15 protein-coding genes are annotated in these 14,167 nt (G+C 66.0%); 8 read left to right on the top strand and 7 right to left on the bottom strand.

Features of this window, described 5'->3' with window-relative positions; translation table 11 throughout:
* The first annotated feature begins 23 nt into the window (after positions 1-23).
* The 3 genes from ACV7NN_RS02405 (at position 24) to ACV7NN_RS02395 (ending at position 1,545) form a co-directional block, all read left to right on the top strand.
* On the top strand, positions 24-440 hold the full coding sequence (locus tag ACV7NN_RS02405; RefSeq protein ID WP_463347990.1) for a hypothetical protein: 417 nt from the start codon (positions 24-26) through the stop codon (positions 438-440).
* On the top strand, positions 440-640 hold the full coding sequence (locus ACV7NN_RS02400) for a helix-turn-helix transcriptional regulator (protein WP_463347989.1): 201 nt from the start codon (positions 440-442) through the stop codon (positions 638-640). Before ACV7NN_RS02405 ends, ACV7NN_RS02400 begins: the two co-directional genes overlap by 1 nt.
* Before the next feature lie 167 nt (positions 641-807).
* Complete coding sequence (locus tag ACV7NN_RS02395) at positions 808-1,545, top strand: phosphotransferase family protein (protein ID WP_463347988.1); 738 nt, start codon at positions 808-810, stop codon at positions 1,543-1,545.
* A gap of 99 nt (positions 1,546-1,644) precedes the next feature.
* On the opposite strand, the gene ACV7NN_RS02390 is transcribed toward ACV7NN_RS02395, so the two are convergent.
* A complete protein-coding gene (locus tag ACV7NN_RS02390) occupies positions 1,645-2,334 on the bottom strand; it encodes a DUF4190 domain-containing protein (protein WP_463347987.1) in 690 nt (229 codons plus the stop codon).
* A 276-nt stretch (positions 2,335-2,610) separates the two neighbouring features.
* On the opposite strand from ACV7NN_RS02390, the gene ACV7NN_RS02385 reads away from it, so the two are divergent.
* Positions 2,611-3,231 carry an HdeD family acid-resistance protein gene (locus tag ACV7NN_RS02385; protein ID WP_463347986.1) on the top strand — a complete coding sequence of 207 codons (621 nt, stop codon included), beginning with the start codon at positions 2,611-2,613 and terminating at the stop codon, positions 3,229-3,231.
* A 67-nt stretch (positions 3,232-3,298) separates the two neighbouring features.
* Here ACV7NN_RS02385 and ACV7NN_RS02380 read toward each other — a convergent pair whose 3' ends face one another.
* Entirely contained in the window at positions 3,299-5,302 is a 2,004-nt protein-coding gene (locus ACV7NN_RS02380; RefSeq protein WP_463347985.1) for a S9 family peptidase, read from the bottom strand.
* On the bottom strand, positions 5,289-6,068 hold the full coding sequence (locus ACV7NN_RS02375; RefSeq protein WP_463347984.1) for an SDR family oxidoreductase: 780 nt from the start codon (positions 6,066-6,068) through the stop codon (positions 5,289-5,291). Before ACV7NN_RS02375 ends, ACV7NN_RS02380 begins: the two co-directional genes overlap by 14 nt.
* Before the next feature lie 127 nt (positions 6,069-6,195).
* On the opposite strand from ACV7NN_RS02375, the gene ACV7NN_RS02370 reads away from it, so the two are divergent.
* The 4 genes from ACV7NN_RS02370 to ACV7NN_RS02355 all read left to right on the top strand — a co-directional run bounded on the left by ACV7NN_RS02370 (position 6,196) and on the right by ACV7NN_RS02355 (position 8,940).
* Positions 6,196-6,651: an NfeD family protein gene (locus ACV7NN_RS02370; protein WP_463347983.1), complete on the top strand. Its 456-nt coding sequence runs from the start codon at positions 6,196-6,198 to the stop codon at positions 6,649-6,651.
* Positions 6,648-7,703 carry an SPFH domain-containing protein gene (locus ACV7NN_RS02365; RefSeq protein ID WP_463347982.1) on the top strand — a complete coding sequence of 352 codons (1,056 nt, stop codon included), beginning with the start codon at positions 6,648-6,650 and terminating at the stop codon, positions 7,701-7,703. Before ACV7NN_RS02370 ends, ACV7NN_RS02365 begins: the two co-directional genes overlap by 4 nt.
* Positions 7,696-8,484, top strand: a complete 789-nt coding sequence (locus ACV7NN_RS02360) for a glycerophosphodiester phosphodiesterase family protein (protein ID WP_463347981.1) — start codon at positions 7,696-7,698, stop codon at positions 8,482-8,484. Before ACV7NN_RS02365 ends, ACV7NN_RS02360 begins: the two co-directional genes overlap by 8 nt.
* Before the next feature lie 90 nt (positions 8,485-8,574).
* A complete protein-coding gene (locus tag ACV7NN_RS02355; RefSeq protein WP_463347980.1) occupies positions 8,575-8,940 on the top strand; it encodes an RNA polymerase-binding protein RbpA in 366 nt (121 codons plus the stop codon).
* A gap of 37 nt (positions 8,941-8,977) precedes the next feature.
* Here ACV7NN_RS02355 and lnt read toward each other — a convergent pair whose 3' ends face one another.
* The 4 genes from lnt to tatA all read right to left on the bottom strand — a co-directional run bounded on the left by lnt (position 8,978) and on the right by tatA (position 14,163).
* On the bottom strand, positions 8,978-10,564 hold the full coding sequence (gene lnt, locus ACV7NN_RS02350; protein WP_463347979.1) for an apolipoprotein N-acyltransferase: 1,587 nt from the start codon (positions 10,562-10,564) through the stop codon (positions 8,978-8,980).
* Positions 10,565-10,610: 46 nt separating this feature from the next.
* A complete protein-coding gene (locus ACV7NN_RS02345; RefSeq protein ID WP_463347978.1) occupies positions 10,611-13,043 on the bottom strand; it encodes a DEAD/DEAH box helicase in 2,433 nt (810 codons plus the stop codon).
* Positions 13,044-13,107: 64 nt separating this feature from the next.
* The gene (gene tatC, locus ACV7NN_RS02340; RefSeq protein WP_463351217.1) at positions 13,108-13,860 is read right to left on the bottom strand and encodes a twin-arginine translocase subunit TatC; all 753 of its coding nucleotides are present in this window, start codon (positions 13,858-13,860) and stop codon (positions 13,108-13,110) included.
* Between the two features lie 45 nt (positions 13,861-13,905).
* Entirely contained in the window at positions 13,906-14,163 is a 258-nt protein-coding gene (tatA, locus tag ACV7NN_RS02335; protein ID WP_463347977.1) for a Sec-independent protein translocase subunit TatA, read from the bottom strand.
* Between the last annotated feature and the right edge of the window lie 4 nt (positions 14,164-14,167).

Genomic DNA, 14,167 nt, shown 5'->3' with positions numbered 1-14,167 from the left:
TGCTCACAGCTTACGATCGAGGAATGACAAGCGACCTTGACTCGGGCGGAGAATCACGGATCGAACTTCTGCGCAGGCGGGTGTTCCGCGTGCAGATGTTGGTGGGGGCAGCATGCTTCCTCCTCGCCAACGTCGCGCTCTACGCGCTCGGTCGGGAGGCGGGCCCGTGGCGTCTCCTCTGGGCGGTCCTGCCGCTGCTTCCCATCGTGTGGATCGTAATCGCCATCGTGATCCGCGTACGTCAGATGGACGAATACCAGGTGAAGCTGTTCTTTCCCGGACTGGCCGTGGGCTTCGCCGTCTCGATGGTCACAGCCATCACTCTGGGCACCCTCAGTTCCGCCGGGCTCGACGTGCCCAATGGGGGATGGGCTGTGGCCGTCGTCGGGATCGTGGCGTGGGAGGTCACCAACCTCGCGGCCGGCGCCCCCAGCGCCTGATGGAGAACCTGATCCGTTCTGAACGCGAAGCGCGGGGATGGACGCAGGCGGTTCTCGCCGAACACCTCGACGTTTCGCGTCAGACGGTCGTCGCGCTCGAGACGGGAAGGTACGATCCGTCGCTCCCGCTGGCGTTTCGCATCTCACGTCTGTTCGCGAAACCTATCGAGAAGATATTCATTCCGCCGGCCGCTCCGTGAAGCCTGAAGTGCGCAGGGTGGGGGAACGCCTGGACGGTTGACCCGGCTCCGCGACAAGCAACCACTTCCCGGTCGCCGCCACGACGGCATGCTCGCCGCGCACGCCGCGGGGATCGACGAGCAGGCGGGATCGCGCGAGCCGCAGAGTGACCTGCAAGGATTGCTGCGTGGAAGACGTCGAGATCATCGTCGCGCACCGGGCACGCGCGACGTTGCGTGTCGGCGATGTCTTCCTGAAGGTCGACTCCGACCAGGCGAATATCGACCGCGAGGTTGCGGCGATCGGGCTGTCACCGATCCCCACGCCGCGCGTTCTGTGGCAGAAGCCGTCCGTGCTCGCGCTCTCGGCGGTTCCGGGCGAAGCGCTGGGGCGCCTCGGTGTAGCCTCGCCAGCGTCGTCTGCCGCGTGGTTCGCTGCGGGCGCAGCTGTTCGCCGCCTCCATGAAGAACCACTTCCGACCTGGCCCGGACACAGTCTCGTCGATCTCGAGTCGCGCCTCGACGCAGAATGCGAGCTCCTCGTCGCGACCGGAACGCTTCCGCCCGAGATGGTGACCCGAAACCGTCGGATCGCTGAAGCTGTGCTCCATCCGACAGTGCCAGTGTTCATGCACGGAGACCTGCAACTGACACATGTCTTCACAGAGAACGATGAAATAACCGGTGTTATTGATTGGTCCGAGGCGGGCAGGGGAGAGGCTCTCTTCGATATCGCGACGCTGACACTCGGGCACGAGGAGCATCTCGGTGACGTGATATCCGGCTACGGCGCAAGTGTCGACCGCGAATCGATACGGGCTTGGTGGTCGGTCCGAAGTCTGCTGGCGATTCGATGGCTCGCTGAGCACGGATTCGACCCATCGACGCCGGGTGCCGAGCTCGACGTCCTCCCCGCCGCAGTGTGAGGTCAGGAGGGACGGGATGACGCTTACTTGACATAATGTGCATTATCAGCGCAACGCCCGGCTGGAGCGATTGCCGCAGGAGATGGTGCCCACATCCGCTCAACGGCACGTCGATGCGAGGTCCTCGATGTCGTGCTGGACGTTCTTGAGGTCGAGGTTCAGCAAGAACGGGTCCCGGTCGGCAGGGTCGTCTGACACGTAGTCGGCCAGATCGTCGCGGAGATCGCCGAGGTCGGCCTTGAGACTCTCGACATCGAGGAACACGATGTCGCTGGTGTCGGAACTGAACTTCTCGAACGCATCGTCGATCGCCATCTTCCCGGTCTTGGGCGCGTCGACGATCGACGTCGACAGCGAGCTGAGCGTCGATGTCAGGTTGGCCACTGCGAGGGCCGCCGTCGCGCATTCCTTCGTCGTAGCTCCGAAGGAGTCGGACTTACTCACGCTGGAGCGCGGGTGAGAACCGTTCGATGCCTCGGAGACCGCGCCGAGAACGCTCAGTCCGACGATAGCGATCGTGATGGAGATAGCGGCCGCCAGGGTCGTGTAGCCGATGATGATTCCGGCCAGAGCGAAGCCCCGGCCTCTCTCCCCTGTTCGCTTGATCTGAGCGAGAGCAATGTGCCCGCAGACGATCCCGGCGAGACTGATGAAGAACGAGCAGATGAAGGATGTGAGCGCGAGCGGGTTGAAGGTCGAGGGGCGACGCGGAGGACCCGGCGGTGCGGGCGGCGGGGTGCCGACTCCCTCGTGCTCGGAGGTGGGCGGCAGAGGCTGTGTGGCGGACATCGGATCTCGTTTCAGGTCGGAGGGCAAGCGTCTCGCGAGACGGACCACGCAACTGTGCCATCCCGCCGCCTCGGCTCGGGGCCATGACCTCTGAGGATCGGCGTGCGCACGGAGCGGTTACGCGTGCACGCGCGAGCGGCTACGCGCCGCTAAGAAGCGGCCCGGCCCGGCCGTTCTCGTAACACGCGCGAAACTGAGTGCAACCTGTGTAAGACAGCGCTATCGTCAGCGTTACATGCAGTCGAGCCGCACGGCTCGCAGAGAAAGGTGCTTCTCATGACATCTGTTGATCCTCTGGACGCCGAACCGAGCTACTTCGATCTCGACGAGAGAAACCTGACCCGTTCCGCCATCAACGGGATCCGAGCGGCCTTCGCCGTCAGCGGCATCATCGCCCTCGTCTTCGGAATCGTGTTGCTCTTCTGGCCGGACCGCACGTTGTCCGTTCTCGCCATCTTCCTGGGTATCTACTTCGTGATCGCCGGTATCGTGCGTCTCGCTCTCGGCATTTTCAGCCGCGGCATCAGTGGCGGACACCGTACACTCGACATCCTGTTCGGACTTCTGCTGCTCATCGCCGGCGTCATCGCGATCAAGAACTCGGAGACCGCGGCGGCGACCCTGCTGATCCTGATCGTCGCCATCATCGGCATCGGCTGGATCATCGAGGGTGTGATGGCACTCGCGGAATCGGGTCGTGCTGCGTCACGCGGCTGGGCGATCACCTTCGGCATCGTGAGTGTCGTCGCCGGTATCGTCGTGCTGATCATCCCCGGGTGGTCGGCGTTCTGGCTCGTGCTCATCACGGCGATCATCCTGATCGTCCTCGGTGTCGTCGGTATCGTTCGCGCCTTCACCTTCGGGCGTGCGGCACTCAAGGAACTGGCCGCCAAGTAGCGCTCGTTCATGATGAAGGCCCCGGTCGCAGCGACCGGGGCCTTCATCATGAACGAGGAAGAAGGATTCAGCCCGCGTTCGACGAACTGGGCAGGTACCGCGCCCACCAGTCGAGGATGGCGTCGAACCGTTCGCGACGGTGGCGCGGCCGCCCGCTGCGGCTCAGCTCGTGGTCCTCTCCGGGGAACACCAGAAGCTCGGCGGCCACTCCCCTGCGTTTCAGCGTTGCGTAGTACCGTTCGGCCTGGCCGAGTGGGCAGCGCAGATCGCTGGACGAGTGCAGGACGAGCGTCGGGGTCTGCACCACGTCGACGTGGGCCTGCGGACTCTGTGCGCGCATCCGCTCCACGTCGGTTCCGGTGTACTCGTCGCTGAAGAAGCTGCCGATGTCGCTCGTGCCGATGAACGCCTCCGGATCGAGATAGCCACGCTCGACGATCGCCGCTGCGAAACGGTGGTCGTGCGAGGTCGCCCATGCGGTGAGGTACCCGCCGTACGAGCCGCCCATGATCCCGAGACGCCCCCGATCGAACGACGAGTTCTCGTCCAGCGCACCCTCGAGAAAGTCGAGAACATCCGTGAGGTCGACGGTGCCCATCTTCTGGCGGATGACGCGGCCGTGCTCCTGGCCGTACCCGGCAGAACCGCGCGGGTTGCACATCACCACCGCGTAGCCCGCGTCTGCATACACCTGCGCTTCGTCGAAGACGCGAACGGAGTACTGGGCGAACGGACCGCCGTGGATGTTCAGGAGAACCGGATGTGGACCATCGCCCTCCGGTGCGACCACCCAGCCGTGGATCTTGTATCCGTCGCGGGCGGTCACCGTCAGTTCACGAGCGGCCAGGACTCCGCTCGCGCGCAGCCGTGCCGAGAAATCGGTGAGCTTGCGCAGTGACCCGTTGCCGTCGACGACGGCCACATCGCCGTTCGTCGAGGCGTCGGCGAAGCTCACGACGAGCGTGTCTCCAGCTGCGGCGGCACCGGTGATCTCGCGACTCCGATCGGTGAGCTCCCGCACCTCCCCCGCCTGGTTCACCGCAAGGAGGCGGAGCGCGCCTCGGCTGCGGTCGCGCACGAGGACGGAATCGTCTTCGTAGGCGATGATGTCTGACTCCGTGAAATCGAGTGTCTCCGGGTCGGTCAGCCGTCGCGGCGCTCCGCCATCGGGGTCGATGATAAAGAGAGCGCCGTTCCGCGCAACGAAGTCACGGCCCGTCGGACCGACGTCCTGCGCAGTGAAGTAGAGTGCGCCGTTGAGTCCATATGCCGCATCAAGCATGGACCAATCGCCGTACTCCCCCGTCAGGTTCTTCGGCTCCGCTCCCCTCCCATCGAGGCGGAGCGCGTAGACGTCCGATCGGAGGTCGTCGTCCGCGCTCCTGTGACGGGCAGAGACGAAGGTCACCGTTCGACCATCCGGCGAGAAGTCGATCGACGAGTCGTCCCACTCCCCCGTCGTCAGTTGCGTGGGCTCCACCACCGCGGGCGCGACGGCCGGGGCGCCCTCCGCGGTCGGGGCAGGCTGGACGACCGGCTCGCCCCAGACGTCGGGCACTGCCACGAGGAACACATGGGCCCGCCGATCCGTGATGTAACCGATTCCGTTGGACTGATATTTCAGTGTCGTGAAATGCCTCGGTGATTCTGCAGCCGGATCGATGCCCTCCACGGTTCCGTATCGCCCGGCCTCCGGAACCCGGCTGACGAAGGCGAGCTGCCGCCCGTCCGGCGCCCACGCGAACTCACTGACACCGAGCTTGCGGTCGGTGACGGCGACGGGTTCGCCGCCGGCCGCATCCACCACGTAGAGCTGGGCCGCACCCTTGGCGGGCGCGCGCAGGAACGCGAGAAGCCTTCCGTCCGGCGAGAACTTCGGCGCCGTGTCGCGGAATCCTCGCGTGAACCGCTTCGGCGCGGCGTGCCCGGTCAGCTGCACCGTCCAGAGCTGACCGACATAGGCGTCGGCTCCGAGGTCCGGACGAGTCACCGACACGACCGCGCGCCCGCCGTTCGGGTGGATGGTCGGGGCCGAGACCCCGGTGAGCAGGTCGAGATCAGTTGCTTTCATCATCCACCGGCACGAAATCGGAGGTGTCGCCGACGTAGCGGGTGTGCGATTCCGGCACGGGGTCGACCGCCGCCGATGCGACCTCCGCGGCGAACTCGCCGACGTTGTAGAGCTTGCCCGCCGCGTCCTTGCGTGCGCTGATCGCGCCGGGGTTCGCCCGCTCGAGCAGCGTGGCCGTGATGGTGCCCTCGATCATGTCGCCCGAGACGACGACGAATTCGACACCCTTCTCAGTGAGCGACGGAATGAGCGCGCGCAGCGCATCCTCGCCGGCCCGCTTGCTGAGCGCGACGGGCTCGTACTCGGGCATCGTCGGCGTCGTACGGATGAAGTGCGCCTGGTGGCTCGTGACGAAGACGATGCGCGATCCTGCCCCGAGCAGCGGAAGGGCCGCGGTCAGCACGTTCACCTGCGCGTCGCGGTTGAGCTGCATCGCGTAGTCGGCGGCCATGCCGGACTCCATGCCTCCCGACGCGTTGAGCACCAGGATGTCGAGGCCGCCGAGCTCGTCCTCGACGGTCTGGAACATGGCGGCGACGGATGCGGCATCGGTCAGATCCGCACCGACCGTGACCGCGGTTCCGCCGGCCTCGCGGATCGCGTCGGCGAGCTTCACCGCTCGGGCTTCCTTGTTGCGGAAGTTGATGACGACGCGTGCGCCGGCCTCGGCGAAGTAGCGCACGGTGTCGGCGCCGATCCCGCGGGACGAGCCTGTGACCAGGACGCGTCTGCCGTCGAGGGAGCCGGGGGCGAGCGGGTTGGACACGGAGCACTCCTAGGGATCGAACGACTGCCCGCGATGGCGGGATTTTCCTCCCTGAGACTACCAAGTGGGTTCCGTCTCCGCGCCTCCGGAACTGATAGCGTCGGATCATCCGTAGAAGGGAGCGCTGATGGACGAATACACCTGGATCGTCTGGCTCGTTCTCATCCTGATCTTCGTGATCATCGAGATGCTCACCGTCGATCTCGTCTTCCTCATGCTGGCGATCGGCAGCGTCGGCGGCCTGATCAGTGGCCTTTTCGGCGCGCAATGGTGGCTTCAGCTCATCATCGCCGCCGTGCTGAGCGTCCTCCTCATCTTCACCATCAGGCCTCCGCTCCTCCGCGTGCTGAAGCGCGGCGGAGATCCGGCGAAGACGCTGGTGGATGCGCTGATCGGAATGTCGGGAACGGTCGTCTCGACCGTCACCCCCGCCGGTGGCCAGGTGAAGCTCGCCGTCGGCGAGACCTGGACGGCCCGCACCGCCCCGGGGACGCCGGATGTCGTCCCCGGTCAGCACGTCACCGTCGTAGCAATAGAAGGGGCGACGGCCGTCGTCGCACCTGCTGAAAGGAGCGTCCATTGAGCAACGCCACCCAATTCGTGGTTCAGATCGTGGTGTTCGTGGTCGTTGCGGTCATCGCGATCTTCGTGCTGGTTGCGCTGTTCAGGTCGATCCGGATCATCCCCCAGGCGACTGCAGGGGTCGTCGAGCGGCTGGGCAAGTACCACAAGACCCTTCTGCCCGGGCTGAACATCGTCGTGCCCTTCGTCGACCGGGTCCGCCCGCTGCTCGACATGCGTGAGCAAGTCGTCTCGTTCCCGCCGCAGCCGGTGATCACCGAGGACAACCTGGTCGTCTCGATCGACACCGTCGTCTACTTCCAGGTCACGGATGCACGGGCCGCGACCTACGAGATCGCCAACTACCTGGGCGCCGTCGAACAGCTCACCACGACGACGCTCCGTAACGTGGTCGGCGGACTCAACCTCGAGGAAGCACTGACCTCGCGCGATGAGATCAACGGCCAGCTGCGTATCGTCCTCGACGAAGCCACCGGCAAATGGGGCATCCGAGTATCGCGCGTCGAGCTGAAAGCGATCGATCCCCCCATCTCGATCCAGGACTCGATGGAGAAGCAGATGCGCGCCGAGCGTGACCGGCGCGCGGTGATCCTCACGGCCGAAGGAAACAAGCAGTCCGAGATCCTCAACGCCGAAGGCCTGCGGCAGGCCGCGATCCTCAGTGCTGAGGGTTACGCCAAAGCGGCTGTCCTGAAGGCGGAGGGCGAGGCGAAGGCGATTACCACCGTGTTCGGCGCGATCCACGAGGGTCGGCCGGACAACCTGCTGCTCGCCTACCAGTACCTGCAGACGCTTCCCAAGCTGGCCGAGGGCGCCGCGAACAAGCTGTGGATCATCCCCAGCGAGCTGACCGAGGCGCTCCAGGGCATCGGCAAGGCGTTCGGCGAGAAGGGGGGCGCAGGACCGGACCCGGCGCCGCCTGCACCGCCGGCCATGTCGTCCCTCGCGGCTCCCCCGGCATCGGCGGCACCGGTACCTGCTACTCCGAGCGCTCCATCGACACCGGCATCGCCGGAGACCGCGGCGCCCGGGGCGTCCGGAACGGATGCCTAGCCCGTCTCGTCCGCAGCTCCAGGGATACGAGGGCGACTTCTTCTCCACGTCGTATCCCCGGGTGATCGCCCACCGCGGTCTCGCGCTCACGGCGCCCGAGAACACTCTGCTCGCCTTCCTCTCCGCATTGAACGCGGGCGCGACGCACCTCGAGACGGATGTTCACGCGAGTGCCGACGGCGTCGCCGTGATCAGTCACGATCCGGATCTGAAACGCGTGGTCGACCGCGACGTCGCCGTCGGCCAGCTGCGGATGTCCGAGCTCCGCCGGATCGACCTGGGTGCCGGGCAGAGTTTCGTCTCGCTCGCCGACGCTCTCGACACGTTTCCCCAGGCGCGTTTCAACATCGACATCAAGGTCGACGAGGCCGAGAAACCAGCCGTCGCAGCCATCCGAGCCGCCCGCGCGACCCGGCGCGTGCTCATCACCTCGTTCGACGAGGCCCGCAGGCGGCGCACGGCGGATGCCCTCCCCGGCGTCGCGAGCAGTGCCTCTGTCAGCCGGGTCCTCGCCTCCGTCCTCGGAGGAAAGCTGGGAATCGCTCCTGTCGTCCGGCGGTCGCTGGATGGTCTCGTCGCCGTCCAGGTGCCCGAGAGATCCGGGCGGTTCAGGGTCGTCACCCGGCGCTTCGTGGATGCGATCCACGCCGCAGGACGCGAAGTCCACGTCTGGACGGTGAACGATCCTGCCGACATGAATCGCCTTCTCGATCTCGGTGTCGACGGCATCGTCACCGATCGCTGCGACCTGCTGAAAGGGGTCGTGGACTCGCGTATCTGAGAGCCTGCTGGGAAGAACTCGCAAACGGAAAGAGAAAACCCAGCTTGACGGTTTATAACTGAGGATGCATCGCGAGAAGGAGACCACACAATGGCAGATCGCAGTTTGCGCGGAATGAGACTTGGCGCCCAGAGCTTACAGAGCGAAGAAGGCGTCGTCTACTCCCCGCGTTCCCGTTACACCTACCTGTGCGCACAGTGCGGCAAGGAGTCCGAGGTCATCTTCTCGGCTGAGGCCGAAGCGCCGGAGACGTGGGAGTGCAAGCACTGCGGCCACGAAGCGATCCTGCTCGTCGGCAACGAGCCCGTGGTCGTCGACCGTTCTGACTCGAAGACCCCCCGAAGCCACTGGGACATGCTGCTCGAGCGCCGGACCCGCGCCGAGCTCGAAGAGCTGCTCGAGGAGCGTCTCACCTACCTGCGCGCACGCCGTGGCGAGCACAAGATCGGCGCATGACGCGTCGAGCACTGCTCGCCTGACCGACGAAGCCGCTTCACACCGCGTGTGAGGCGGCTTTTTCCGTGTCCGGGGTCGCGATCCCGTTCGTCGATCGCAAGCGTCCGGTGCGTCTGGTCCGCACCGCGAAGAACGCGATGACCAGGGCCGCGAGGCCCAGCCCCGAGACGAGCACCTCGATCCCGCGGCTGAGGAGCGTCGCCGGCGTCGTCGACGTGCCGAGCGGCACGTCGGAGATCATCGAGCCGGCCTGGTACGCGGGGATGCTCGCGATCGTGCGGCCCGACGGGTCGATGATCTGGCTGCTCCCGACGGTCGAGATGTTCACGAGCGAGCGGCCGGCCTCGATTGCGCGGAGCCGGGCGATCGCGAGCTGCTGCACGTTCTCATCCGTGCGTCCGAAGTCCGCGTTGTTGGTCTGCGCGAGGATGACCTGCGCCCCGCCGTTCATCATGTCCGTGAGCAATTGGTCGTCCACGATGTCGAAGCAGATCGAGATACCGGCTTTCACTCCGTTGATGTCGAACACGTTGTCGCGGGTGCCCGGGGTGTAGTCGCGGCCGATCAGGTCGATCAGCGAGGGCGCGAACATCCGCCAGAACGCGCGGTCCGGCACGTACTCGCCGAACGGCACCGGGTGCTTCTTGTCGTAGTAGTCGGTGACGCCCTTGCCCGGCTCCCACAGGAGCGACGTGTTGAAGTACTCGCGGTTGCGATAGGTGATCGTACCGACGACGAACGGCGCGTTCATCCGCGTAGCGAGATCGTCGATCGTGTTCGCCGAGTCCTGGTCCCGCGTGGGGTCGATGTCGGCCGCGCCCTCGGGCCAGACGACCATGTCGGCCTTTTCGTCGATGATCTTCTCCGTGGCGGATACCTGGGTCGCCATCACGTCCCCAGGGGCAGCGTCGTCGAAGTAGCCGGCGGGACCGTTGCCTTGGACCGCAGCGATCCTGGTCGTCCCGTGCGTCGTCGCCGGCCACGCAGGAATGACCAGCACGAGGGCTATCGCACCGACGGCGAAGGAGACCCGCCAGGCCCGGCGGACATCCGCCGTGAAGACGCACTCCAGTGCCAGCGCCACCAGCCACACGATGACGAACGTGAGACCGGACATCCCGAACCACGCGACCAGCGGTGCGAACGGACTCTGCGACTGCGACTCCGCAACGCGCCCCCAGGAGAAGCCGCCGTACGGCCAGTTGCCGACGAGAAATTCGCGGGCGGTCCAGAGCCCGGCCACGACGACTGGGAGGAGCCCCAGCCTGCCGAGCTTCGATGGCCAGGCGACAGGGACCCAGCGGTAGGCCAGCGTGATCAGAAGGGAGCCGAGGGCGAAGAACAGCGCTTCTAGGACCGAGAGCGCGATCCAGGGCACGGGTCCCAGGTAGAGCGCCGTCCATTGCACGTGGAAGAGATAGAACGAGACTCCCGCGACGAAGCCGACCAGGAGGGAGCTACGCGTGCTCCGCCCCCGCAGGCTCCAGAGGATCATCGCGACACCGACGAACGCCAGCGGCCACCAGTCGCGGTCGGGGAACCCTGCATCGAGCACGGGTCCTGCACCGGCAGCGACGATCAACGCCAGCCACAGGGGCAGCGGCGCACGAAGGGCAGGACTCACGTCGTGAGAGCTTAGGGCATGCGTGTGGGTGCGCGCCGATAGCCGCCTAGGCAACGGATGAGTACGCCACGATGCCGCGGCGGATCGACTCGAGCGCCTGGCGTGCGGTGCGGCCGACAGGTCCCTGGGCGACCAGGGACAACTGGTCGAGAAGATCGATCGTCTGCTTCGTCCAGCGCACGAAGTCGCCGGCAGCCATGTCCGCATCCTCGAGGACCTTGTTGAGACTTCCCCCACGGGCCCAGCCGTGCATCGCCAGCGACAGGCCGGTCGAGATCGGCTCGCTGCCCGGCAGACGGTGGTCGCGCTCGAGGTCGTCGAGGATGCTCCAGAGTTCGGTGGTCTTCTCCAGCGCCGGGCGGAACGCGCCCTTGGGCAGGTAACGGTCGGAGACCAGCCCTTCATCGCGCCGCGGTTCGAAGACGAGGGCGCACGCCATCGCAGCAAGACTCGGAGCGTCGAGCTGGTTCCACACGTTGCGGCGGAGGCACTCGGCGACGAGCAGGTCCCGCTCGCCGTAGATCCGCTTCAGCGTCGCGCCATGCACGGTCAGTGACGTTCCGCCGTCATCGTCGATGCTGAGATAGCCGCGATCGACGAGAACGTCGGTGACGCGATCGAAGACCTTCGCGACCGCGCCCGTGCGGGAACGGATCTGCTGACTGAGCGCATCCGTCTCCCGCTTCAGCTTCCACCACCGTTCCGCCCAACGCGCGTGCTGCTCGCGCTCGGGGCAGCGGTGACACGGATGGTCCTTCATCCGCTTGCGAAGCGCGTTCAGCTGGCGCTGGCGCTTCTCCCGCTCTCCCCGGCTCATCCCGTCGAGGCGCGCTCCCTGCCGCTCCAGGTCACTGAGCTGGCGTCGGATCGCCGAATACTCGCGGAAGTCGCCGAGGTGGCAACTCATCGCCTGCTCGTAGCCGGCGAGCGACTCCTCCTGCTGGCGCACTTTGCGGGCCAGATCGACGACCGCGCGGTCCGCCTGGAACTGGGCGAACGACGACTCGAGGATCTCACGCGTTCGCTCGCGGCCGAACTGATCGATGAGGTTGACGGCCATGTTGTAGGTCGGCCGAAAACTCGAGTTGAGCGGGTAGCTTCGGCGGGATGCGAGCGACGCGACGGACTGCGGGTCCAGCCCGTCCTGCCACTGGATGACCGAGTGCCCCTCGACGTCGATTCCGCGGCGACCCGCGCGGCCGGTCAGCTGGGTATACTCCCCCGGGGTGATCGGAACACGAGCCTCGCCGTTGAACTTCTCGAGCTTCTCGAGCACTACGGTGCGCGCCGGCATGTTGATTCCGAGGGCCAGGGTCTCCGTGGCGAAGACGACCTTGACGAGCTTGCGGCGGAAGAGTTCCTCGACGACCTCCTTGAAGGCAGGAAGCAGACCGGCGTGGTGCGCTGCCACCCCGCGTTCGAGACCTTCGAGCCACTCCCAGTAGCCGAGGACCGCGAGGTCCTCGTCGAGCAGCGTGCGGCAGCGTTCCTCCACGATCGCCCGGATTTCGTCGCGTTCGTGCGCCTCGGTCAGCCGAACGCCCGCCCGCAGCACCTGGCGAACCGCCTGGTCGCAGCCTACCCGGCTGAAGATGAAGAAGATCGCGGGAAGGAGGTTGCGTTCCTGAAGCAGATCGACGAGGTCGGCGCGGTCCATCCTGAATGACTCCGGGCGGCCTCCCCTCGAGTGGTAGCGGCCCACATCCTTCATCTGCCGCGAGCTCAGCGTGCGCCCGCCGTACCTGGCCATCTGCACGAGTTCCGGATTCACACGATTCGTCGCGGCCAGGCCGGACGAATCGAAGAGGTCGATGAGCTTCGTGCGCATCAGGATGTGCTGCTCGAGCGGCACCGGGCGCTCCTCGGAGACCACGACATCCGTCTCTCCGCGGACCGCCTGCAGCCAGTCGCCGAACTCCTCCGCGTTCGACACTGTCGCGCTCAGCGACACCATGCGCACGGACTGCGGGAGATGGATGATGACCTCCTCCCACACGGCCCCCCTGAACCGGTCGGCGAGATAGTGCACTTCGTCCATGACGACATACGCGAGATCGGTCAGCAGATCGGAGTCCGCGTAAAGCATGTTGCGCAGGACCTCCGTTGTCATCACGACGATCCTGGCGTGCGAGTTGATGTTCGTGTCCCCGGTCAGCAGCCCGACGCTCTCCGGCCCGTACTCGCCGACGAGTTCCTGGAACTTCTGGTTGCTCAGGGCCTTCATCGGCGCGGTGTAGAACACCTTCTCGTGCGGCTCCTGCATCGCGAGGAACACGGCGAACTCGGCGACGATCGTCTTGCCCGCGCCGGTCGGAGCGGCGACGAGCACGCTGCGTCCGTTCTCCAGGCTCGCGCACGCCTCCCGCTGGAAGGGGTCGAGTTCGAATCGCAGCCGGTCGCGGAACGCTTCGAGCTTCGGCAGCGTGGCGCGCGTCCGCGACGCAGCGTAACGCTCGGCCGGGGAGAGCTGGTCGGTCACGATCCCAGCTTAGGTGCCCCTTCCGGATGGCGGCCGGCCTGCGGGGAACGCCTCGCCGGTCCGATCAGGTGGCGAGCTCGGATTCGAGGCGTATCGCAGCGCGCGCGACCCGCCGGTCGTGCAGCCAGGACACGCCTGCGGCTGCGAAATAGAGCAGGACCATCGGGATGGCGAGAAGGAACATCGAGACGATGTCGGCCGACGGCGTAGCGATCGCTGTGAAGAGGATGATCACCAGCAGCGCCCAGCGCCACGACCGCATGATCGATTTCGCGCTCAGCACGCCCACGAAGTTGAGGAGGACGAGGAAGACCGGGAGCACGAAGGCCACGCCGATCGCGACCACCAGTTTCAGGACGAAGTCGAAATAGTCCTTCGCCTGGATGAACGCGGTGTCCTGGCTGGGCGCGAAGCTCGTCAGCAACTGCACGATGTGCGGAACCACGAACCAGCCGGCCGCACACCCGGCGAAGAACAGAGGAACCGCTGTGAAGAAGAAGCCCAGACCGTACTTGAGCTCCTTTCGGTTGAGCGCCGGAACGAGGAACGCCCACAACTGATAGAGCCAGATCGGACTCGAGATGACGATCCCGATCGTCACGGCGATCTGCATCTTCAGGTCGAACGCACCCGTGATGTTGTCGTAGTTCAGTTCGGCGAGCCGACCCTGCTGCTTCGCGATCTGCACGATCGGCTCGCGCAGCGCGTCGAGGACCCAACCAGCCAGAAACCACCCAGCGATCGACCCGGCCAGAAGTCCCAGTGCCGAACGGAAAAGACGTTTGCGAAGCTCGACGAAGTGCTCGCCGAACGTCATGCGGCCTTCGCGGTTCTTGCCTCGCTTGACGGAGGAGGCCACGACCTAGGGTTTCGGGTGCGGCTCGGTCGAGGTCGAAGCGGGACGCGGGACGGAAGCGTCGGTGGGGGTGGCGGTGCCATCGGTAGCCGTCGTGGTGCCGGCTGCGGCGTCGTCGTCCTTCATCGCCTTGACCTCGCCGCGGAAGATTCGCATGGACTGGCCGAGGCTCTTCGCGAGTCCGGGAAGCTTCGGCGCACCGAACAGCAGCAGGATGACGGCGAGGATGATGAGCAGGTGCCATCCAGTGAGATTGCCGAACATGGAA

It is taken from the genome of Leifsonia sp. Ger2509, from assembly GCF_055231915.1.
Note: the sequence above shows the minus strand (reverse complement) of the source record. Positions and strands in the feature narration are given on the sequence as shown.

Bases quoted from the DNA above. Each gene is read 5' to 3' on its own strand.
- ACV7NN_RS02400 (WP_463347989.1), top strand. From the start codon at position 440: ATGGAGAACCTGATCCGTTCTGAACGCGAAGCGCGGGGATGGACGCAG.
- tatC (WP_463351217.1), bottom strand. From the start codon at position 13,860: ATGACGTTCGGCGAGCACTTCGTCGAGCTTCGCAAACGTCTTTTCCGT.
- ACV7NN_RS02405 (WP_463347990.1), top strand. From the start codon at position 24: ATGACAAGCGACCTTGACTCGGGCGGAGAATCACGGATCGAACTTCTG.
- ACV7NN_RS02355 (WP_463347980.1), top strand. From the start codon at position 8,575: ATGGCAGATCGCAGTTTGCGCGGAATGAGACTTGGCGCCCAGAGCTTA.
- ACV7NN_RS02360 (WP_463347981.1), top strand. From the start codon at position 7,696: ATGCCTAGCCCGTCTCGTCCGCAGCTCCAGGGATACGAGGGCGACTTC.
- tatA (WP_463347977.1), bottom strand. From the start codon at position 14,163: ATGTTCGGCAATCTCACTGGATGGCACCTGCTCATCATCCTCGCCGTC.
- ACV7NN_RS02380 (WP_463347985.1), bottom strand. From the start codon at position 5,302: ATGAAAGCAACTGATCTCGACCTGCTCACCGGGGTCTCGGCCCCGACC.
- ACV7NN_RS02370 (WP_463347983.1), top strand. From the start codon at position 6,196: ATGGACGAATACACCTGGATCGTCTGGCTCGTTCTCATCCTGATCTTC.
- ACV7NN_RS02385 (WP_463347986.1), top strand. From the start codon at position 2,611: ATGACATCTGTTGATCCTCTGGACGCCGAACCGAGCTACTTCGATCTC.
- ACV7NN_RS02390 (WP_463347987.1), bottom strand. From the start codon at position 2,334: ATGTCCGCCACACAGCCTCTGCCGCCCACCTCCGAGCACGAGGGAGTC.